General features: G+C 52.8%; 15 protein-coding genes and 6 pseudogenes. 14 read left to right on the top strand and 7 right to left on the bottom strand.

All coding sequences use genetic code 11. From position 1 onward, the window contains the following. Together JO226_RS16355 and JO226_RS16350 are read left to right on the top strand one after the other, a co-directional pair. On the top strand, positions 1-273 hold a 273-nt coding region (locus tag JO226_RS16355), incomplete at its 5' end, for a Tn3 family transposase (protein WP_293606818.1). A 161-nt stretch (positions 274-434) separates the two neighbouring features. Then, a complete protein-coding gene (locus tag JO226_RS16350; RefSeq protein ID WP_293606817.1) occupies positions 435-6,233 on the top strand; it encodes a cycle-inhibiting factor in 5,799 nt (1,932 codons plus the stop codon). A gap of 12 nt (positions 6,234-6,245) precedes the next feature. Here the strand turns inward: JO226_RS16350 and JO226_RS16345 are convergent. Next, positions 6,246-6,443, bottom strand: a pseudogene (locus JO226_RS16345) (IS3 family transposase); the annotation flags it as partial. Between the two features lie 87 nt (positions 6,444-6,530). Continuing rightward, positions 6,531-6,942 (bottom strand): annotated as a pseudogene (locus JO226_RS16340) (IS1 family transposase). A gap of 148 nt (positions 6,943-7,090) precedes the next feature. Here JO226_RS16340 and JO226_RS16335 point away from each other — a divergent pair. After that, positions 7,091-7,332 (top strand): annotated as a pseudogene (locus JO226_RS16335) (hypothetical protein); the annotation flags it as partial. Between the two features lie 12 nt (positions 7,333-7,344). Here JO226_RS16335 and JO226_RS16330 read toward each other — a convergent pair. The 3 genes and pseudogenes from JO226_RS16330 to JO226_RS16320 form a co-directional block, all read right to left on the bottom strand. Next, positions 7,345-7,523, bottom strand: a pseudogene (locus tag JO226_RS16330) (transposase); the annotation flags it as partial. A gap of 351 nt (positions 7,524-7,874) precedes the next feature. Further along, on the bottom strand, positions 7,875-8,294 hold the full coding sequence (locus JO226_RS16325; protein WP_293606816.1) for a helix-turn-helix domain-containing protein: 420 nt from the start codon (positions 8,292-8,294) through the stop codon (positions 7,875-7,877). Beyond that, positions 8,291-8,488 (bottom strand): annotated as a pseudogene (locus JO226_RS16320) (type II toxin-antitoxin system HigB family toxin); the annotation flags it as partial. The gene JO226_RS16325 and the pseudogene JO226_RS16320, both read right to left, overlap by 4 nt. Positions 8,489-8,764: 276 nt before the next feature. Between JO226_RS16320 and JO226_RS16315 the strand changes: the two are divergent. Both JO226_RS16315 and JO226_RS16310 read left to right on the top strand, forming a co-directional pair. Next, a complete protein-coding gene (locus JO226_RS16315; RefSeq protein WP_293606815.1) occupies positions 8,765-10,318 on the top strand; it encodes a peptide MFS transporter in 1,554 nt (517 codons plus the stop codon). 24 nt (positions 10,319-10,342) lie between these two features. Then, positions 10,343-10,558, top strand: a complete 216-nt coding sequence (locus JO226_RS16310; protein ID WP_293606814.1) for a zinc ribbon domain-containing protein — start codon at positions 10,343-10,345, stop codon at positions 10,556-10,558. On the opposite strand, the gene xseA is transcribed toward JO226_RS16310, so the two are convergent. Further along, entirely contained in the window at positions 10,555-11,928 is a 1,374-nt protein-coding gene (xseA, locus tag JO226_RS16305) for an exodeoxyribonuclease VII large subunit (RefSeq protein ID WP_293606813.1), read from the bottom strand. The two genes, JO226_RS16310 and xseA, sit on opposite strands and share 4 nt — an antisense overlap. Before the next feature lie 158 nt (positions 11,929-12,086). Here xseA and guaB point away from each other — a divergent pair, with 158 nt between their 5' ends. The 6 genes from guaB to vapC all read left to right on the top strand — a co-directional run bounded on the left by guaB (position 12,087) and on the right by vapC (position 16,695). After that, entirely contained in the window at positions 12,087-13,553 is a 1,467-nt protein-coding gene (guaB, locus tag JO226_RS16300) for an IMP dehydrogenase (protein WP_293606812.1), read from the top strand. A gap of 68 nt (positions 13,554-13,621) precedes the next feature. Then, complete coding sequence (gene guaA / locus JO226_RS16295; protein WP_293606811.1) at positions 13,622-15,199, top strand: glutamine-hydrolyzing GMP synthase; 1,578 nt, start codon at positions 13,622-13,624, stop codon at positions 15,197-15,199. Positions 15,200-15,357: 158 nt separating this feature from the next. Further along, positions 15,358-15,591 carry a type II toxin-antitoxin system Phd/YefM family antitoxin gene (locus tag JO226_RS16290; protein WP_293606810.1) on the top strand — a complete coding sequence of 78 codons (234 nt, stop codon included), beginning with the start codon at positions 15,358-15,360 and terminating at the stop codon, positions 15,589-15,591. Between the two features lie 30 nt (positions 15,592-15,621). Next, entirely contained in the window at positions 15,622-15,954 is a 333-nt protein-coding gene (locus JO226_RS16285) for a type II toxin-antitoxin system RelE/ParE family toxin (RefSeq protein ID WP_293606809.1), read from the top strand. A 106-nt stretch (positions 15,955-16,060) separates the two neighbouring features. Next, on the top strand, positions 16,061-16,291 hold the full coding sequence (gene vapB / locus JO226_RS16280; RefSeq protein WP_293606819.1) for a type II toxin-antitoxin system VapB family antitoxin: 231 nt from the start codon (positions 16,061-16,063) through the stop codon (positions 16,289-16,291). Further along, on the top strand, positions 16,291-16,695 hold the full coding sequence (vapC, locus tag JO226_RS16275) for a tRNA(fMet)-specific endonuclease VapC (protein ID WP_293606808.1): 405 nt from the start codon (positions 16,291-16,293) through the stop codon (positions 16,693-16,695). Before vapB ends, vapC begins: the two co-directional genes overlap by 1 nt. Positions 16,696-16,825: 130 nt before the next feature. On the opposite strand, the gene JO226_RS16270 is transcribed toward vapC, so the two are convergent. Beyond that, positions 16,826-17,668, bottom strand: coding sequence for a MurR/RpiR family transcriptional regulator (locus tag JO226_RS16270; protein ID WP_293606807.1), 843 nt, complete (start codon positions 17,666-17,668; stop codon positions 16,826-16,828). Positions 17,669-17,944: 276 nt separating this feature from the next. On the opposite strand from JO226_RS16270, the gene JO226_RS16265 reads away from it, so the two are divergent. The 3 genes and pseudogenes from JO226_RS16265 to JO226_RS16255 form a co-directional block, all read left to right on the top strand. Beyond that, on the top strand, positions 17,945-19,450 hold the full coding sequence (locus tag JO226_RS16265) for a CoA-acylating methylmalonate-semialdehyde dehydrogenase (RefSeq protein ID WP_293606806.1): 1,506 nt from the start codon (positions 17,945-17,947) through the stop codon (positions 19,448-19,450). 11 nt (positions 19,451-19,461) lie between these two features. Further along, positions 19,462-21,387 carry a 3D-(3,5/4)-trihydroxycyclohexane-1,2-dione acylhydrolase (decyclizing) gene (gene iolD / locus JO226_RS16260; protein WP_293606805.1) on the top strand — a complete coding sequence of 642 codons (1,926 nt, stop codon included), beginning with the start codon at positions 19,462-19,464 and terminating at the stop codon, positions 21,385-21,387. A gap of 265 nt (positions 21,388-21,652) precedes the next feature. Then, positions 21,653-21,769, top strand: a pseudogene (locus tag JO226_RS16255) (inositol 2-dehydrogenase); the annotation flags it as partial.

The following is a 21,769-nucleotide window of genomic DNA, read 5'->3' as shown; positions in this document are numbered from 1 at the left end:
ACTGAGGCCGCTGAGCATTATCCCCGCTATGGGTTTAAGAAACTGGTCACTAACGCAGTGGTACTGTGGAACACGCTTTATATGCAGGAAGCACTGAGCTGGATGCGCGGTAATGGAGAAGAAACCGGGGATGAATATATCGCCCGGTTATCCCCACTGATGTACGGGCATATCAATATGTTGGGGCATTATACGTTCGCGCTACCGGAGGATATTCTGAAGGGAGAAATAAGAGCGTTAAATTTCAATTTAAACAATGAATTATCTCCTTAACGTACGTTTTCGTTCCATTGGCCCTCAAACTCCTACTCGTATAGCTAAATTTTACAAGTTATATGCTATCCCCATCAGTATACTCTGCCGTCGCTACATACTTTTTTGTAGCCCGATATTGTGGAAGGTCAATCTATTAACTATCGCACAGGAAGAAAATAATGCTTGAACATGTAGCAAATAAACCCAACAAATTCTCACCAAAAAATGATGCTTCTTCACATCAAAAATCATTAGTAGCTGCAATGGCGAAACTGGGAAAGGATATCGCAAACGATAGTTGGCTCCATGCATCCTATGGAAAAACAGATCTCAACATGATGCCAGCCATGGTTGATCTGGCCAATCAAAGCAACCCAGACCTAAATCTCAAATTTGCTAAGAATCCGAATGATTTCGCAGCATTTATCAAAACATCACTATTAGAAGGGCAAAGCGCTCGATTTATCGTAAATATGCATAAAGATGGACTCCACTTTTCCATTGTTGACTGCAAGCGTACCGATGGAAAAACATCAGCAATCATGTTTGAATCTATAAACGATCATGGGGCTGCTCCAGACGAACTCGCTAATAGCATAATATCAGCTATTGACCGAGAACACGTAGCTGATTGTCATTTTTCGGTAATATTAACGGATATTCAAAGAAACAACGCAGAATGCGGTTTTTTTAGTCTGGCATTAGCAAATAAACTATACTCTGAGCTAGTTGGGTTGGATGACCTTCACCTTGAAAATATTTGCAGGGAACCTGCGGATAAGGATTTTTTTATGCATCCAGAAAACGTAGTGGGGGAATATGTCGTTGAGGATGACCTGACCCCTGAAGAACAATTTCAGAAATTTCTGGAGGCAGATGAGCAGGAATTTGCTAAATTTCAGGCTTTCCGAAATAGCACTCGCCCCCAGGGAGAGTTTGTTTTTACAGAAACACCGAAATACCCCTGGCTGGAACCCGCCATACACCTCACAAACGCTATGATGCCGGGAATGCTGCCACCTCAGCAACAAACACTGACCGATACGACCAGGGCTAATACACGGGTGTCATTCCACAATAGTGCCAGCAACCCATTCCCTACCACGACATCTGCCAGTACCGCGAAAGACCCTTTGTTACCGCTCACAATACCATTAACCGCAGCAGCTCTCGCGACCACGGCCGCTTCAAGAGGGGGATATTATGCAGGGGCAACTTTAGGGACTGCGGCCATGGGATTGCTTACCTGGCTTGGTGCAAAACATTTTACAGGGAGCAGCAGTGCAGCAACCAGTCCATCACAGCAGGTTGAAAGTACAACGACTGCTGCGACAGACGATGTGGATGTCGAAGATGTGACTGACATATATGAAACTAATTCTCTTCGTTTTCAAGAAGAGCCACGCACCATCGACAATAATGCGGTGGAAAATAAGCGAGACGTCGGGGAATCAGCCGTCAGAAGTAGACGGTCGGCTAGTGACACTGAAAATAATCAGTACATTCCCGCCTTTATGCAGACAATAATTGAAAGAAAGGGTTTGAGTAATGACGTTATCACCAACAGTATATTGGATAACATCCGTAGCGATTCGACAGTGATGGGTCTGAAAGGACGCGAACGCGAAAAAGTCTTTCTCATCAAAACATTGCAATATTTATCCGTGCTAACAAAAAGATACAGCCCCAGCGTAGTGAAGAACTACCAACCTTTTATTGATGCACTCGGGAGTCACGTACGAAATAACTATGCATCTGTTACCGACAGGAAAGAGATTGCTTCGTATATCCCAGAGGACCTGGAAATTAATGAAGAAAATACCGAGTCGGCCATTTCTAACGCTGATGCTCTGGATGACGAAAAGCGAATGAATGACGCTGTGGATTTTGTTTTCCAGTTGAGGAAAGTGTGGGAGACACCAATTCTGGATATGGATAAATTCATTACAGATGAAGTTAATAATGCTATCAGGGCTTATCTCGCTGGGCAGGGGTTGCCGAGACATTATGATAGTAATGATCGTGGAAAGACTCAGCAAAAAATCGAACGCCTCAACGAAGAACGTCGGGTAGCTGCCGCTGGGAGGGCGACACAGAACAATATGCAGGCAGATTCCGTGGTTCCCCTACGGATAACAGATTATAGTGTTAATAAAAATACCTTCGAAAATAAGGCTGTTAAAGAAAATGATCTCAGACCTAATTTATCAGTAAAAGAACTTGTTCTTGGGGAGGCGGAACGACTCCAAAAGCAGAGAGGAAGTGGAAATGGATATGGAAGTCGAATAGAAGATATGGATCCTGAAACCACCAGGATGGTGAAATGGATACGTGAAGAATGGAATATAGAACAAAAGATGAAAGAGGCTGCACAAGCCTTAGCTAATAATACAACGAAAGTGAATATATTGGCGAAACATACCAACTCTATGATAACACTGCGTTGCAGAGAGTATCTCAGCAATCCTGAGTTGAACCGTGACTCTGAATATAAAAGGGCAGTGGAGTCTTTTATTGCAGGAGAAACCAATGCTGAGGAGGTGTCTTATAATGGCGTCAAACTGAATGATGCATTTATGATCCCGGTTAAGAATACAAAGAAAGGGGTATTATTCAGCATACACGATTCTAAATCTTTCGAAGTTGGGGAAGTGAGTAAACATTACGTCGATCCAACAAATAAAAAACATCGTTCTATGGAGTCGAAAAGAGTCTCGACCTTCCCTGGTAATAATGATTTTAAACAGTGGGTCAGGGATAGAATACCCCTCTATCATCGCCCTTCTGATATTCAAACTGACAGTATAATGGAAATTAGACGCTCCCAAACTAGTAGATATTCATTTTCAAACTTCGAGAGTCATCCATTCTCTTTCTCTCCAAGTGACAACCAGGAGGATATGGCCAAGAAACTGGTTAACGGGCTATTAGAACGTCTGGTGTCAGATGCCGATGCTATAATACGTACTCCACTCGAGAGTAAAAGAGAGAGGACTCTTGAAGCATTTAAAACATCCGTCATGGTTACTTCTATAGGGCTAGTACCGGTGAGTATGGCTTTCACGGGTCCACTGGCTGCGGCTGCGGCTACGGGGACTATGCTAACCCTTGATGCAGCGTATGTCCTTGCGGCGCTAGAGCTGGAAAAAAACGCTGATACAGCCTCTGAGGCAAATGCCCACCTCAATGATGCTATTATTGCGGCCGTGCTGGCGGGGCTGGGTCATACGGCCTCCGGTGTTACTATGGCAAAACCAGCGCTAAGTAAACTTCCTGGTTTATATCAGCGGGTCAAATCATCTCTGAGAAGCGGATCTTCGACTTTAATTGGTCAGTTTGGCTGGAGGAAATTAGCGGACTCCGGGAAGGTCAGTCTGATGACAGATATCCTGAACAAGACCCCGGCAGCCCGCCAGCTGGTGCAGAGGGGAGTGAGCGAGGCTATTAATGACCAAATCAGGGTTGCTATACTGGCAAGAAAGGAGTTGCCATTCTCTGTTGCGCAGGAGCAAATCCAACGTTTGTTAGAGAGAGAACTGAGGGAACTTGAACAGGCAGATTCAGTGCTGGAGAAATATCTTGACTCGCCATTATTGTTGCCGCGTGAGCATGCAAAACATCCTCATTTTGCAGGGCACTGGGTTTTCCGTGGTCAGGATATTAACAGTTCGGCTGTTAAAAGAATAGTTAGGGATTTTAGTAGTGATAAATACCGTGATGTTTTCAATATGGATACCATCAATACAATACACCATGAAATAACATGGGGAGGGGATGATGTAGTGAGAGACCTGGGTGCCAGCGGTTCATCGTTAAAAAGAGCAGGGTTTACTAAGGCGCTGAATAAAATACGATCGTTAGATACACATTTCCAGGGAGAGGCATTATATGCCGCGGTCATGCATTATAAACCATTTGCCACGAACAATAAGGCTATGGCACGAATCATGTACTTATTGGGAGAGTTACGGCCACAGCAGGAGTTACGACCTGGAGCTCATCTGGTAGCCCCTCTCAGTGAGGACGCTGAAGCGATACTGAGTCGTAAATTCTCTCTTCCAGGAGAACATGCAATTTCTCAACAAGAAAAAGAACAGATACTTAACGATTTAACAAGACTAACCAACTATCACCACCCGGAATCAGAACGCGAGTTTAAAATCCCCGGTTCTGACTCTGTCCTGTTGGGGAAACGTGAGAACAAAGTGTTTAGCATCTCTCGTGATTATGGCGTTACCTGGCAAGTCTCTAACGACAAAACTTTATTAACCGCCTGGAGTTTGCAGAACGCGGGAGGAGGAGGAGGACTTAAAGCGAAGGTCAGGGAGTTCATCAATAAGATGAAGCGTGGTTCTGTATCCGACAGTGGCGCTGAAAGTTCATCAGCTAGCGGTGGAAGTGGGGAGGGGGGAGGAACCCCAAAAAGCAGACGCCTTATGTTACAAGAGCTGAACTCTGACCCAGTGACCAATAGGGTATTGTGGCATGACGATTGGGAAGGACGTATTGTTGATCGTGATGCTGTTGAGCTTAAAACTAAATTCGATCAAATGGTTAATGATATGGGGGGGGCGGAAAGCTATCGTGCGTTGACCGGAATAGATCCTGAATCTATTAATAGTCCTGTATGTGGCGTTTCTGCCCAGAATATTTTTAAACTGATGGTGGAAGATAGTGTTCCTATTAATCCGGTGACACTGCCAAAATTTAATGGGATCTCATATCAAGATTTATTGGCCAAACTTCAGCCTGATAAAAGCTATGTGGCAATTGTCAATGACAGTCGTATAGGTCATAAGTATCTCATTGACTTTCCTGTGATAAGGGAAGCTAAGATCAACAGAGACGCCTATGTGATTCAGTCGGATGCCGGAATGGGCGTTATGCCACAGCTCGACATCAATACGTGGCTCACCGGCCGTGCAGGACATATCGTTAACCATGAGGATTTGACCAAATTGTATACGAATGGTTTCACTGAATTACCACAAGACACTCAGCGCAGAGTACTATCCTCAGTGTTCGATATCAGCAGGGAGCCTTCACACGTTCGTCTGGATAAGCTTAATCTAAATAAGAGATGGGACTTTTCTTTGCATGAATATACTCCCAAACAGTACCAGAGTAACCTGGATAAGTTGAACTTACAGCGTCCGGGTGTTTCCACGCTTACATCCGAGCAGTGGGTCAGCCTAAATAACCAGGGTAAGATTGACTTCTTAGTTGCATCGCTGAGAAACACCGACGATGCAAAAGAACTGGTTCGTCTGAGCGGTTCTGATAAGGCAGTTGAGCAATCAATAAAGCTGGGGCGACCGAGCCTACCTGCTTCTGGCAGAATACATGCATGGAGAAGTCTTACAGAAGAACTAACGCGGGCTCAAAAGAACCTAAAGCTTAACTCGGATATCTTCAAAATACCCTCGCGCCCGATCATCGAAGACAGCCCGGCTGCCGCTCTGCCGGAAGAGATGCGTGGCTATCTGTCAGAAATGTATGGGATTACAGATATCAACGATCGCATATTAAAACCGAAGGGACAGTGCTCAGCAGTGATGGAGTCGGTGGTCAACTTTATGAAAAGAAAAGGAATGACTGACATAAGGTATAGGGGGATGTATGTATGGTCAGCTCTCAAAGACGAAGAGGCCTTCAACCATTTCGTGGTCCTGGGCAGCAAGGACGGCAAGCAATATGTGTTCGATCTGACCGCAGGCCAGTTTGAGGATGAGGGCATGCTATTGCTCAATGGTCCGAAGATCTTGTCCGAAACAGACTGGGCACAGCTCTATCAAAAGGCTGGCGGTAGGAGAAAGCTCATTGTGTACAAAGACTTTGACAGCGAGAGTGCGGCTAATCGTATGTTTGGTCAGACAGCTACATCGATCTTTGAGGCACTGGAGAATGGAATGAGCGATGTAACAGTGTTAAAAGAACCAGTTTGGTATCGGAGGCATCTGAGCGAGGCATTCTCCTGAATGTAGTGGCCAACTAAACCCGGACACTCTGTTAGGCCGTTCTTCGGCTTTTGCTGGCGGTATCCCATCATGGTGTTGATGGGGTCGCCGCCAGTTGTAGTAATCCATCAGGTAATGGCTGATATCCCTCTTCGCTTCCCGCAGGTTCGTGTATCTCGTTGCCGGCAGCTATTCTGACTTGATGGTTAGCGATTTGGAAAGGCGTTTTAAAAATCCACTGGCCATGAACATGGTCGTCAGGAGCGCAATGAGGTGCTGTAAAATTGCTCTTTATTCAATAAGTGGTAATGACTCCAATTAGTAGAACATGTATTTTTCGATAAAGGCTCCGATGACTTTCTCATGAATCTCAACAGAGCGTGAGAAACAGATGGTTCTGCGGGCCATCCTCTTGATTCGGGTTCTCAGCGTCAGGTTGTTACGCTCAATGCGCTGGGTAAAGATCTTGCCAGTCAGATGATTGTCTTTCGGAACCTCTCTGGCGTAACTGCCCCACTTATCAGTAGTCAGCATCCCGATCTTAAAGGGGGTGAGCAGGGCCAGTAATTTACGACAGGTTTCATCGGTTCTGCGGGCCAAAAGTGTAGGCCAGCACACCACCATTTTTCGTGTTGTACGCGTACCAGAGCCAGTGCTGTCGGGCTTTACTGCCAACAAAGCTCCATTGTTCGTCGAGTTCACAGATAAGCGTCACGTCAGCATGAGCCATCGGGGATGATGTTATTCGTCGTGGCGAGAGTTTTTTAACGTCCGGTTTCGTCGCAGCAACGTCCGCTGCTGGCACAGAGGTGCCTGTCTGGTTAGGTTTAGCTCTGTGTCGTAATAGTGTCTCTCCTCACAGATTAACATCTCTTGCTATTTGTTCTTTTTTGGGCGATAGCACTGTGCTGTTGCCCAGCACGGTGGCAATGCTGGTTGTTCTATTTTTGCGTACACCTTCCCGGCCAGTTGTCTGTCAATGGGCTCTTTTGGTATCACTGGTGCTATCGTTAGCGCATCAAAACTGGCCTTTATGGGTTGGGGAATCGGCATCCGTGAACTCGATTTCACTGGTTTTAGTGGCCATTCGGCCTTATTCGCAGCTTTCTGGCCGATTTTTTATGGCTCCTTTGCGTGTGTTGTACTGACGGTCAGGGTAGCCGTTGCGGTAGGTCTCGCGCTCGTCACTGCGTTCATGAGGCTCGCGTTGATACGCTGAGTAACATCAGCGTCCATGATGCGGTTGAGCATAAACTCGGTGAGCTCACGCAGAAAATCCTCGCCGCCGGGTTGCACGCAGCAGGTAAGCAATACGGGGCACGCCGAACGGCGGCGAACCAATCTCACCCGTAATCCATTAGAGGTTATCCGACTCAAAGTAGCCGGGTATCTTTTTCTTACAGCGGGTCATTCTTATGGCTGGTTGTATTTTGACCTTGTTACATGAGCACTCTGTGTTTTCATGTACACAAGGGTGTACACAAAGTTAAATATCATTAATAAAAACATTTATAAATCAATTGTTTTATGGTTTTATTTGATATTCACATTAGAAAAGCAAATAACGAATCGCCGAGATTCACTAAAGCTTATCTACATCACAAAGCCCGCATTATGGACTGACCCCATGATGCCGGGCTTTTTTGTTGTGTGTCGGTTCGGTTACACGAACAAAGCCGGGCTAATGTTGAAACGCGCTGCCAGCTTGTGGATATGGTCAAGCGACAGCTGGCGTTTACCGTTCAGGATCAGGCTAACCATTGCCTTTTTACCTATTTCGTTTTCGAAGTCAGAAAGCGTCAGGCTGTGCTGGTCAATCAGCAGGCGCAGCATTGAGGTACCGCTATCCACTGTCGCCAGGCGTTCATTCATGGCGATCACTTTCGGCATGGTACTTTCGTATGCCGTAATTTTCTGGCACAGAATATCCACCAGTACGTTGTTTTCGTCAGTTTCCAACAGGTGCTCCACCAGCGCCAGCGCGTCGTGATAATCGTGCTCAGACACGTTATCGCCCAACAGCGGGGCGATTTTTGCCAGTGCGCCAGCGGCGTTAATCACTTCGTTCATGGTTGCTGTCATTCTTTGTTCTCCCGGTAATGCTTAATTAGCTTGTCGTACTCCGCGTGGGTCACGATGTGTTTGATGAAAATCTTTCCAGTAGCAAAACTGGCGAAAAAGATGATCCGTAACTGATTTCCGCCAACATCAATCACCCACCAGCCCTTCCTGTATTTCATGTTATCCAGTGAGGCGAATGCTTATCGTACTCAGTTTGCAATCTGTAAACATTAGATGGTGTGTAGCGGGCCGCGGTTGTTTACACCCGATGTCAATCACTATTCCTTTCCGACCAAGTTTAAATCTAAGAAAGTAGACAATTGTCGAATTTTCATCTTAAAGTCTGTTCCCTGGTACTAGACAATACTGGTGCTAAGTTATCAAATAGTTAAATAATATTCCGCTGCATGTAAAAAATCGGCTAGGTACATCACTGACCGGCGTACATCGCAGTGTTCACAGGCATGACGACATATTTTTTCGGGAGAATTATGCAATCCTCTGTTCATCAAAAAGAAAGCCGAACATTCTTCGGTCATCCTTATCCTCTTGGTTCGCTGTTTTTCACTGAAATGTGGGAGCGGTTTTCGTTTTACGGCATTCGTCCGTTACTGATCCTGTTTATGGCCGCCACCGTGTATGACGGCGGTATGGGGCTGGCGCGCGAAAATGCGTCGGCGATCGTCGGTATTTTTGCTGGCACCATGTATCTCGCCGCGCTGCCGGGCGGCTGGCTGGCGGATAACTGGCTCGGCCAGCAGAAAGCGGTCTGGTACGGTTCGATTCTGATCGCCCTCGGCCACCTGTCGATTGCGCTCTCCGCCGTGATGGGGAACAACCTGTTCTTTATCGGCCTGATGTTTATTGTGCTCGGCTCCGGCCTGTTCAAGACCTGTATCTCCGTCATGGTGGGTACGCTGTATAAAAAAGGCGATGCGCGTCGTGACGGCGGTTTTTCGCTGTTTTATATGGGCATCAATATGGGGTCGTTTATCGCGCCGCTGATCTCCGGCTGGCTGATTAAAAGCCACGGCTGGCACTGGGGGTTTGGTATCGGCGGTATCGGGATGCTGGTCGCGCTGGTTATCTTCCGCGTGTTTGCCGTCCCGGCGATGAAGCGCTACGACAGCGAAGTCGGCCTCGACTCCACCTGGAATAACCCGGTTGCGAAGAAAAATGGCGTTGGCGGCTGGCTGCTGGCGCTGGCGGTGGGAGTGGCGGTCATTATTACGCTGATAGCCCAGGGCGTGATTGTGATTAACCCGGTGTCGGTGACCAGTATACTGGTTTACGTGATTGCAGCGTCCGTTGCCCTCTATTTTATCTGGTTGTTTGTATTTGCAGGGCTGACGCGTAAAGAGCGCGCCAGGCTGCTGGTCTGCTTTATTCTGCTGGTGTCTGCCGCCTTCTTCTGGTCCGCGTTTGAGCAAAAACCGACGTCGTTTAACCTGTTTGCCAACGACTACACGAACCGCATGATTGGTGATTTCGAAATCCCCGCCGTGTGGTTCCAGTCAGTCAACGCGCTGTTCATCATCCTGCTGGCGCCGGTTTTCAGTTGGGCATGGCCGAAGCTTGCGAGCATGAACATTCGCCCGGGCAGCATCACCAAGTTCGTCATCGGTATTCTGTGCGCGGCGGCGGGCTTTGGCCTGATGATGCTGGCGGCACAGAACGTGCTGAACAACGGTGGGGCGGGCGTATCGCCGCTCTGGCTGGTCGGTAGTATTCTGATGCTGACGCTCGGCGAGCTGTGCCTGAGCCCGATTGGTCTGGCGACCATGACGCTGCTGGCGCCGGAAAGAATGCGCGGTCAGATGATGGGATTGTGGTTTTGCGCAAGCGCGCTGGGTAACCTGGCGGCGGGCCTGATTGGCGGTCATGTGAAAGCCGATCAGCTCAATATGCTGCCGGATCTCTTTGCGCGTTGCTCCGTCGCGTTGCTGATTTGTGCTGCTGTCCTGATTGTCCTCATTGTTCCGGTACGCCGTATGCTGGAAAATGCGCAGACGAAGACTGAGCAAAAGCCGGTAGCGAACACCTGATATCAACCCGACTAAGGAGCGAGTATGTCGATTACCTGCCCGGATTGCCATGCACAACTGGAACCGCAAAACGGTATGGCGCACTGCGACAGCTGCAATAAAGACATTCTGCTGGAAGCCCGCTGCCCGGAGTGCCACAAGCCGCTTCAGGTGTTAAAAGCGTGCGGGGCGGTGGATTATTTCTGCCAGAACGGCCACGGTTTGATCTCTAAAAAACGCGTGGAGTTTGTGCCGGTTTAAACCGATTTTTTCCGCCGCGTTTTCTTCGCGGCGGTCACACCTTTCACTTCGCTTTCCACCCAGCCGTCTGACAGGCGGGTCGTGAGCAGATCACCGACGTTCACCTGTTTGGTCTGTTTCAGCACATTGCCGTCCGTCGCGGTGGTCACGCTGTAGCCGCGCGCCAGCGTGGAGAGCGGGCTGACGGCCTCCAGATGGGTGACGGCGTTGCCAAAGCGCTCGCGGGTGCTGGCAAGACGGCGGTGAATGCTTTCCGCCATCCGGTATTCAAGCTGCTGGATACGCGTCTGGCTGCGAAAGATACGCGGCTGCGGGTTTTGCTGATTGAGGCGTTGCAGCAGGCGCTGCTGACGCTGACTGGCGCGTTTGAGCTGGCTATCGAGCGCGAAAGACATCCGCTGGCGCAGGCGTTCCAGCACTGTTTGCTGGCGAGCCAGACGCAACTGCGGATGCTGTTGCTGCAGGCGATGGTGTAGTTGGGTAAAGCGACGGGTACGGTTAGCGAGGAAATAATCCATCGCCATTTCCAGACGCTGCTGTCCGTTTTGCAACTGACGCAGCAGCTCCAACTGATTACGGCTCACCATTTCCGCCGCTGCGGAGGGTGTCGGCGCGCGTAAATCCGCCACGAAATCCGCGATGGTCACGTCGGTTTCATGTCCGACAGCGCTCACAACGGGGATCTGGCTTACGAAGATCGCCCGCGCCACGCGCTCGTCGTTAAAACTCCACAGGTCTTCAAGCGATCCGCCGCCACGACCAACGATGAGCACGTCGCACTCCTGGCGTGCGTTAGCCATCTCAATGGCGCGCACAATCTGCCCTGGCGCATCATCACCCTGCACAGCGGTCGGGTAGATGATAACGGGCAGGGAAGGGTCGCGACGTTTAAGCACCTGCAAAATATCATGCAGCGCCGCGCCGGTTTTCGAGGTAATCACCCCGACGCAGCGGGCCGGTGAGGGCAGCGGTTTTTTGAGCGCCTGATCGAACAACCCCTCGGCGGAGAGTTTTGCTTTTAGCTGCTCATATTTCTGCTGCAGTAAGCCTTCACCCGCAGGCTGCATGCTCTCGACGATGATTTGGTAGTCGCCGCGCGGCTCATACAGGGTGATAGCCGCGCGCACCAGCACCTGCTGGCCGTGCTGCGGACGAAACGTCACCCGGCGGTTGCTGTTGCGAAACATCGCGCAGCGGACCTGGGCATTGTCGTCTTTGAGCGTAAAGTACCAGTGGCCGGAGGACGGTTGCGTGAAGTTGGAGATTTCTCCGCTGATCCAGACCTGGCCCATTTCCTGCTCAAGCAGCAGTCGCACCGTCTGGTTCAGGCGGCTGACGGTAAAAATTGCGGGGGATTGAGAGGGTAACATGTGAGCGAGATCAAATTCTAAATCAGCAGGTTATTCAGTCGACTATAACCCGCCCAGAGGGGATGGCAAGCATTTTTTATAAAAAAGTGTGGATGCAATCGGTTACGCTCTGTATAATGCCGCGGCAATATTAAATCCACCCAGGTAGAGATATTGCCATGCTCCGTATTGCCAAAGAAGCACTGACGTTTGACGACGTCCTCCTCGTTCCCGCTCACTCCACCGTTCTGCCGAATACTGCCGACCTCGGCACACAGTTGACGAAAACCATTCGCCTGAACATTCCTTTGCTCTCTGCGGCAATGGACACCGTGACTGAAGCGCGCCTGGCTATTGCTCTGGCACAGGAAGGCGGCATTGGCTTTATCCACAAAAACATGTCTATTGAGCGCCAGGCTGAAGAAGTGAAGCGCGTGAAAAAACATGAGTCCGGCGTGGTGACTGACCCGCAGACCGTGCTGCCGACCACGACTCTGCGCGAAGTAAAAGAACTGACCGAACGTAACGGTTTTGCCGGTTATCCGGTGGTGACCGAAGGTAACGAGCTGGTCGGTATCATCACCGGTCGTGACGTACGTTTCGTGACCGACCTGAACCAGCCTGTCAGCGTCTACATGACCCCGAAAGAGCGTCTGGTCACCGTTCGTGAAGGTGAATCCCGTGACGTGGTTTTCGCTAAAATGCACGAAAAACGCGTTGAGAAAGCGCTGGTTGTGGACGGTAACTTCCACCTGCGCGGCATGATCACCGTGAAAGACTTCCAGAAAGCAGAACGTAAACCGAACGCCTGTAAAGACGAGCATGGCCGTCTGCGCGTCGGTGCGGCGGTTGGCGCGGGCGCCGGTAACGAAGAGCGCGTTGACGCGCTGGTGGCGGCAGGCGTTGACGTACTGCTGATTGACTCCTCCCACGGTCATTCCGAAGGCGTGCTGCAGCGCATTCGCGAAACCCGTGCAAAATACCCGAACCTGCAAATCATCGGCGGTAACGTCGCGACGGGCGCAGGCGCTCGCGCGCTCGCAGAAGCGGGTTGCAGCGCGGTGAAAGTCGGTATTGGTCCTGGTTCTATCTGTACTACCCGTATCGTGACTGGCGTGGGCGTTCCTCAGATCACCGCTGTTTCTGACGCGGTTGAAGCGCTGGAAGGCACCGGTATTCCGGTTATCGCTGACGGCGGCATCCGCTTCTCCGGCGACATCGCCAAAGCCATTGCAGCCGGTGCTGCTGCGGTCATGGTGGGCTCGATGCTGGCCGGTACCGAAGAATCCCCGGGTGAAATCGAACTGTACCAGGGCCGTTCTTACAAGTCTTATCGCGGTATGGGCTCCCTGGGCGCGATGTCCAAAGGCTCCTCTGACCGTTACTTCCAGACCGATAACGCCGCCGACAAACTGGTGCCGGAAGGTATCGAAGGCCGCGTTGCTTATAAAGGCCGTCTGAAAGAGATCATTCACCAGCAGATGGGCGGCCTGCGCTCCTGTATGGGACTGACCGGCTGTGCTACCATTGACCTGCTGCGTACGCAGGCGGAGTTCGTACGCATCAGCGGTGCGGGCATTCAGGAGAGCCACGTTCACGACGTGACCATCACCAAAGAGTCCCCGAACTACCGTCTGGGATCCTGATTTTCTTCGCCCGACCTTGCGTCGGGCGATTTATTTACTCTGTTTCACTTGCCTCGGAATTAGCGTCAATGACGGAAAATATTCATAAACATCGTATCCTCATCCTCGATTTCGGTTCTCAGTACACTCAGCTGGTGGCGCGTCGCGTGCGTGAACTTGGCGTCTACTGCGAGCTGTGGGCATGGGATGTAACGGAAGCACAGATTCGCGAGTTCAACCCAAGCGGCATCATCCTTTCCGGCGGCCCGGAAAGCACCACCGAAGCAAACAGCCCGCGCGCGCCGCAGTACGTGTTCGAAGCAGGCGTACCGGTATTCGGCGTCTGCTACGGCATGCAGACCATGGCGATGCAGCTGGGCGGCCACGTAGAAGGCTCCAACGAGCGTGAGTTCGGCTACGCGCAGGTTGAAGTGAAAACCGACAGCGCCCTGATTCGCGGTATCGAAGACGCGCTGACCGCAGACGGCAAACCGTTGCTGGATGTGTGGATGAGCCACGGCGATAAAGTAACTGCGATCCCGGCGGGCTTCGTGACCGTTGCCAGCACCGAAACCTGCCCGTACGCCATTATGGCGAACGAAGAAAAACGGTTCTACGGCGTGCAGTTCCACCCGGAAGTGACCCATACCCGTCAGGGTATGCGCATGCTGGAGCGCTTCGTGCGCGACATCTGCCAGTGTGAAGCGTTGTGGACGCCAGCTAAAATCATCGACGACGCCGTTGAGCGTATCCGCCAGCAGGTTGGCGATGACAAAGTGATCCTCGGCCTGTCCGGCGGTGTTGACTCCTCCGTGACCGCGATGCTGCTGCACCGCGCCATCGGCAAAAACCTGACCTGCGTCTTCGTCGATAACGGTCTGCTGCGCCTGAACGAAGCCCAGCAGGTCATGGACATGTTCGGCGACCATTTCGGTCTGAACATCGTTCACGTGGAAGGCGAGCAGCGCTTCCTCGACGCGCTGGCGGGTGAGAATGACCCGGAAGCCAAACGCAAGATCATCGGCCGCGTGTTCGTTGAAGTGTTCGACGAAGAAGCGCTGAAGCTGGAGAACGTGAAGTGGCTGGCGCAGGGCACTATCTACCCTGACGTTATCGAGTCTGCGGCTTCTGCAACCGGTAAAGCGCACGTTATCAAATCTCACCACAACGTGGGCGGCCTGCCGAAAGAGATGAAGATGGGTCTGGTTGAACCGCTGCGTGAGCTGTTCAAAGACGAAGTGCGTAAGATTGGTCTGGAGCTGGGCCTGCCGTACGCTATGCTGTACCGTCACCCGTTCCCGGGCCCGGGTCTCGGCGTGCGCGTGCTGGGCGAAGTGAAGAAAGAGTACTGCGACCTGCTGCGCCGTGCCGACGCTATCTTCATCGAAGAGCTGCACAAAGCGGATCTGTACAACAAAGTGAGCCAGGCGTTCACCGTGTTCCTGCCGGTTCGCTCCGTTGGCGTGATGGGCGATGGTCGTAAATACGACTGGGTTGTCTCTCTGCGTGCAGTCGAAACTATCGACTTTATGACCGCGCACTGGGCGCACCTGCCGTACGACTTCTTAGGCCGCGTGTCTAACCGCATTATCAACGAAGTGAACGGTATTTCCCGCGTGGTGTATGACATCAGCGGTAAGCCGCCGGCGACGATTGAGTGGGAATAAGTTTCCCCTCCTGTAGTCAATAAACAAAACCCTCTGTTTTCACAGAGGGTTTTTTTATTTACGGCGGTGCCGACCTTAGGAAACGTCAATAGGCTGTTGTTGGTGGTCTAAATATGGTCTATATTAAAACCGAGGTATGACCATTAGGCGAACGAATCATGAAAGTAGAGACAATCAGCTACGTTAAAAAGAACGCAGCGACGCTTGATCTGTCAGAACCCATCCTGGTCACACAAAATGGTGTGCCTGCTTATGTTATAGAGTCTTATGACCAGCAGCAGGAACGAGAAAATGCCATTGCTTTGCTGAAGCTGCTTACCCTGTCAGAGAAAGATAAAGCTGAAGGGCGCGTGTTCTCGAAAGACCCGTTGCTGGATGGCCTTGCGGATTAAACGCAGCGCGCTCAACGTTAAGGGATTTCCATGGAACAGCAGGTGACCTTTGAGTACACGCTGACGGTAAAGCACTGCATCGACACAATAGCGGGTTTTCTGAAGCGTGTTGATGTTGAGCCACGTCCGGTTATCGCAGATATTCTCACACAGTTTGAGAGTACCGTAGGTCAGTTCCCCTTGGGCTGCCAGATTTGCCCTGAACTGCTGAAAATTGGCTGCGCCAAATACCGGGAGTTTAACCACGCTGAAGGTTACCGGGTTTTGTATTCCGTAGACGGAACCTTAGTGACCGCGCATGCGATCCTGGCACATCGGCAGGACCTCCAGCAGCTGTTGTTTAAGCGTCTGATCATGGCCTGAATAAGCAGGTTGAGTTAGCGCTATTCCTCTTGGTATATCCCATTGACATATCCCATAATTACCTTATGCTGACAATCAGTATGAAATTTCACCATGGGAGGCGATGATGGAAAAGACAACCGTATTCAAGAGTAACCGTAGCCAGGCGGTACGTTTACCAAAGGCGGTGGCATTACCGGAAGACGTCAAACATGTGGAGATCGTCGCAGTAGGGCGAACTCGCATCATTACCCCTGCGGGTGAAAGTTGGGATAGCTGGTTTGATGGCGAGAGCGTGACGTCCGATTTTATGGTCGCCCGGGAGCAGCCAGGTGAACAGGACAGGGAAGCGTTCTGATGCTCAAATACATGCTGGATACCAACATCTGTATCTACACGATAAAAAACAAACCTCAGGCCGTGCGGGAAGCGTTTAACCAGCATTATGGACGAATGTGTATCAGCTCAGTCACGCTGATGGAGCTTATCTACGGCGCGGAAAAATCCGCCAGTCCGGAGAAAAATTTGCGCGTAGTGGAGGGGTTCGTTGCCCGACTGGAAGTGCTGAATTATGGCAACAATGCTGCGGTGCAGACAGGGCAGATCAGGGCAGAATTGGCAAAAGCGGGGACCCCCATCGGTCCATATGACAGTATGATAGCGGCGCATGCCCGTTCGCTCGGCCTGGTATTGGTGACGAATAACACGCGTGAGTTTTCCCGGGTCAGTGGCTTGCGCCTCGAAGACTGGTCTATTGGCTAAATTTAGCTCTGTGTAGACGTTATCCCCTGTAACCACTAAGCAAAACCCTCTGCTGTTGCAGAGGGTTAAATACCCGCATTTCGGTCGAGAAGTGCGCTGTGGGCGTCATGCTCATATCCCTGGGGCTGATTCATGACGCCTGACTTTTCGAATTCCCCAACTGATACGCCAGCGCCACCACCAGCGACTGCACCAGGCACAGCGTGGCGGACTGGGAACGGAACGCATCCACCTGCGCCTCTTTCACCACAAAGCAGAGATCGCTAAAGGTGGCGAGCGGGCTTATCTGGCTGTCGGTAATGACAATCTGCCGCGCGCCCACGCTGGCGGCGGTTTCGCTGACCATCACTGTCTCTTCCGCATAGGGGGAGAAGCTAATCGACACCACGATATCGCGCGCTTTGATGCGGTTTATCTGCTCGCGCAGCATCCCGCCCATGCCGTCGAGCAGTACGGGGCGACAGTCGAGATGGCTCAGCGCGTAAGTTAAATAGGCGGCCACGCTGAACGAGCGGCGCAAACCGGCGATGTAAATGGTGTCGGCCTCCGCCAGCAGTTCCACCGCGCGCTGCAGCATCTCCGGTTCGGCACGGGCGGCAAGCTGCTGCAACGCCTGGGCGTTGGAGCGGGCAAACTCCTGCAGGATATCCAGCGGTGTTTCCGGCACGGCCTCGCTCTCCATTTCGCGGAACATCCGCGCGCGGTCGCTGTAGCTGGCGGTCTCCTCCACCAGATTCATACGAAACAGCTGTTTCATTTCGTTAAAACCGGTGAAGTCAAAGGCGTTGGCAAAACGGATAAGTGTCGATGGCGGCACCCCTGCGCGTTCGGCGATAACGGCAACCGTATCGAAGGCCACGCTGTTGGTATTGTCCAGCACGTAGCGGGATACCTGTTGCAGCCTTTTGCTCAGGCTGTCGTAGCGGCCGCGGATTTGTTGCTGTAGCTCATTCAGGCTGGATGCTGTCGTCATTTTACCCCCATTGCATAGTTCTCTGATTCTAAACGCTACACCGCGTTTTTTAAATGTCAGTCATTCAGACTGCGTCAAAATGAAACAACAGCTTCAGTCAGGGTTCGCCTGAAATCCCTTAATGGCGCAGGTGGTGACGGTGATGCAGGTCGTTAACATAAAAACCCACGCGTGATCACAATAATTAATTTTCGTTTTATTTCAACTTAAAATGGAATATTTATTTCATGTACAGTGTACAGGTCACAGTCACATATCAACAGCGAGAGGTTCAGGATGGAGACGGTAGCGAATTTTATTCACGGCGAATGTGTCACCGGTTCAGGCCAGCGCGTGCAGGCAATCTTCAACCCGGCCACCGGCGAACAAATCCGCCAGGTGGCGATGAGCACGGCGCAGGAAACGGAACAGGCCATTGCCGCCGCCGCGCGGGCGTTTCCCGCCTGGGCCGGCCAGTCGCCGCTCAAACGCGCGCGGATAATGTTCCGCTTTAAAGCGCTGCTTGAACAGCATATGAGCGCGCTGGCCCGGCTTATCAGCGAGGAACACGGCAAAGTGTACTCTGATGCGGTGGGCGAGCTGACCCGTGGTCTCGAAGTGGTGGAATTTGCCTGCGGGATCCCGCATCTGCAAAAAGGGGAGCACTCCGCCAACGTGGGCACCGGCGTCGACAGTCACTCGCTGATGCAGCCGCTGGGCGTATGCGCGGGGATCACGCCGTTTAATTTCCCGGCGATGGTCCCGATGTGGATGTTCCCGATTGCGCTGGCGACCGGCAATACCTTCGTGCTTAAACCGTCAGAGAAAGACCCTTCGCTGGCGCTGGCGCTGGCGAAACTGCTGAAAGAAGCCGGGCTGCCGGACGGCGTGTTCAACGTTGTGCAGGGCGATAAGACATCCGTCGACGTCCTGCTGACCGACCCGCGCGTTCAGGCCGTGAGCTTTGTCGGCTCGACGCCGATTGCAGAATACATTTATCAGACCGCCTCCGCGCACGGTAAACGCTGTCAGGCGCTGGGCGGGGCGAAAAACCACTGCATCCTGATGCCGGATGCGGATATGGAGATGGCGACCAACGCCATTATGGGCGCTGCGTACGGCGCGGCGGGTGAACGCTGCATGGCGCTCTCCGTGGTGCTGGCGGTGGGGGATAAGACGGCCGATGACCTGTGCGCGCGGCTGGAAGAGCAGATTGCCGCGCTGCGGGTCGGGCCAGGTCTCGACCAGACGCCGGAAAATGAGATGGGGCCGCTTATCTCCGCCGCCCATCGCAGCAAGGTGCTGGGTTATATCGACAGCGGCGAGGTGCAGGGCGCGACGCTGCGCCTCGATGGTCGCCGCTTTCATGTCAAAGGCCATGAGCAGGGCTTTTTCGTCGGCCCGACGCTGTTCGATAACGTGACCGCCGACATGACTATCTACAAAGAAGAGATTTTTGGTCCGGTGCTTTCTGTGGTGCGCGTTGCAGATTACGACAGCGCAGTAGAACTGATTAACCGCCATGAATATGGTAATGGCACGGCGATTTTCACCCGTGACGGCGGCTGCGCGCGTCGCTTCTGCGAAGAGGTGCAGGCGGGGATGGTCGGCGTTAACGTCCCGATTCCGGTCCCGATGGCGTTTCACAGCTTCGGCGGCTGGAAGCGTTCTATTTTCGGCCCGCTCAACGTGCACGGCAACGACGGCGTACGCTTCTACACCCGGATGAAAACCGTTACCGCCCGCTGGCCTGAGATGCAACAGGATACGGGCGCCGCATTCTCTATGCCAACGCTGGGCTGACAGGAGGGGTTATGAACACCGAACGTATGACCATGGCGCAGGCGCTGGTCAAATTCCTTAATCAACAGTATGTCTGCGTCGACGGGCAGGAGACGCCCTTTGTGGAAGGCGTGGCGACCATTTTCGGCCACGGCAACGTGCTCGGTATCGGGCAGGCGCTGGAGCAGGAGGCCGGTCATCTGAAGGTCATGCAGGGCTGCAACGAGCAGGGGATGGCGCACATGGCGACCGGGTTCGCGAAACAGCACCGCCGCCTGCGCATTTTTGCCGTCACCTCGTCGGTCGGCCCGGGGGCGGCCAACATGGTGACGGCGGCGGCGACCGCCACGGCGAACCGCATTCCGTTGCTGCTGCTGCCGGGGGATATTTACGCCAGCCGCCAGCCGGACCCGGTGCTACAGCAAATCGAGCAGTACCACGACCTTAGCATCAGCACCAACGACTGCTTTCGTCCGGTGTCCCGCTACTGGGACCGCATCAACCGCCCGGAACAACTGATGAGCGCGATGCTGAACGCCATGCGCACGCTCACCGACCCGGCGGCCACCGGCGCAGTGACGATTTGCCTGCCGCAGGACGTACAGGGCGAAGCCTGGGATTACCCGCAAAGCTTCTTCGCCCGTCGCGTGCATTACATTGAACGCCGCCCGCCAGACGCGCAGCGTCTAGCGATGGCGCGGGCGCTGATTGCCCGCAAGCGCAGGCCGCTGGTGGTGTGCGGCGGCGGGGTTCGTTACTCGGGCGCTCACGACGCGTTTCGCGAATTCGTCGAAACGCTGGCGTTGCCGTTTGCTGAAACCCAGGCCGGAAAAGGGGCGCTGGCAAGCGATCACCCGCTGAACCTTGGCGGTATTGGCGTTACCGGCGGGCTGGCGGCGAACCAGCTGGCGCCGCAGGCGGATCTGGTGATTGGCGTCGGCACGCGGCTGACCGATTTCACCACCGGTTCGAAAGCACTGTTCTCCCACCCGGACGTCGACTTCCTGCTGCTCAACGTGGCGGAGTTCGACGCCTTAAAATTCGACGCTACGGCGCTGGTGGCTGATGCCCGCACCGGGCTTTCGGCGCTGACGGCGGCGCTTGCCGATTATCGCAGCGCATGGGGGGATGAAGCGGCCCGGGCGATGGCGGCCTGGCGCGACGAGTGCCGCCGCCTGTGGACGCGGGCGTGGGCTCCCGACGAGGCGCCGGAAATCGGCGGGCATCTTGACGCGCAGTTGCGTGAATATGGCGAGACGCTCAACACCCGTCTGACCCAGACGCGGGTACTGGGGCTTATCAACCAGCATATTGAAGATAACGCCATCGTGGTCGGCGCGGCGGGGTCGCTACCGGGGGATTTACAGCGCCTCTGGCAGGTGAAAACGCCCGACAGCTACCATCTGGAGTACGGCTACTCCTGCATGGGCTACGAGATTGCCGCCGCCATTGGCGCGAAGCTCGCCATGCCGCAGCAACCGGTCTATGCCATGGTGGGCGACGGCTCGTACATGATGTTGCACTCCGAGCTGCAAACGGCGGTGCAGGAGGGGATTAAGATTACCGTTTTGCTGTTTGATAACGCTGGGTTCGGCTGCATCAACAATCTGCAAATGGGGCATGGGATGGGCAGTTTCGGCACCGAAAACCGTCATCGCAACCCGCGAACCGGGCAGCTTGACGGCCCGCTGGTGAAGGTTGATTTCGCGCAAAACGCCGAGAGCTACGGTTGCCGCGCGTGGCGGGTGCACGACGAGCAAAGCCTGACGGCGGCGCTGGCGGAGTCCCGGGCTCATCCGGGGCCGACGCTTATCGATATCAAGGTGCTGCCAAAGACCATGACCCACGACTACGCCGCCTGGTGGCGAACCGGTGACGCGCAGGTGGCGACATCGGCCGCGGTACGGGACGCGGCGCAGCAGACTCAGGCGCAGGTGAAAAACGCGCGTCAGTACTGAGTGTTTCACAACTGCGAAATTTTCATTTCATTTTTCTCCTTGGCACTTCATCCCGCCTTCTCCCCATTGGGGAGAGGGTCAGGATGAGGTTCTCCCCAACACAATGCCCAATAATGTTGTGATATTGATAACAAAATTTATCTTGCTCATCACAAAAGTGTTAACCCGTGCTCAAAAACATAATTTCCACTATTTATAAAAATGAAATAAATGTTTTATTTGTAGGGTCGTTAGTTCACCGCATTCACCAACACCGGGAGCCGTTATGTTTAACATTGCTTTACTGGGCGCTGGCCGTATCGGCCAGGTACATGCAGCTAACATCGCCACTCACAAAGAGACGACGCTGTGGTCCGTCGTCGACCCTAACCACGAATTCGCC

Origin of the sequence: Pluralibacter sp., from assembly GCF_019237635.1 — a bacterium.
Taxonomy (GTDB): domain Bacteria; phylum Pseudomonadota; class Gammaproteobacteria; order Enterobacterales; family Enterobacteriaceae; genus Enterobacter_B.
This window is presented reverse-complemented; position numbering and strand designations above follow the sequence as displayed.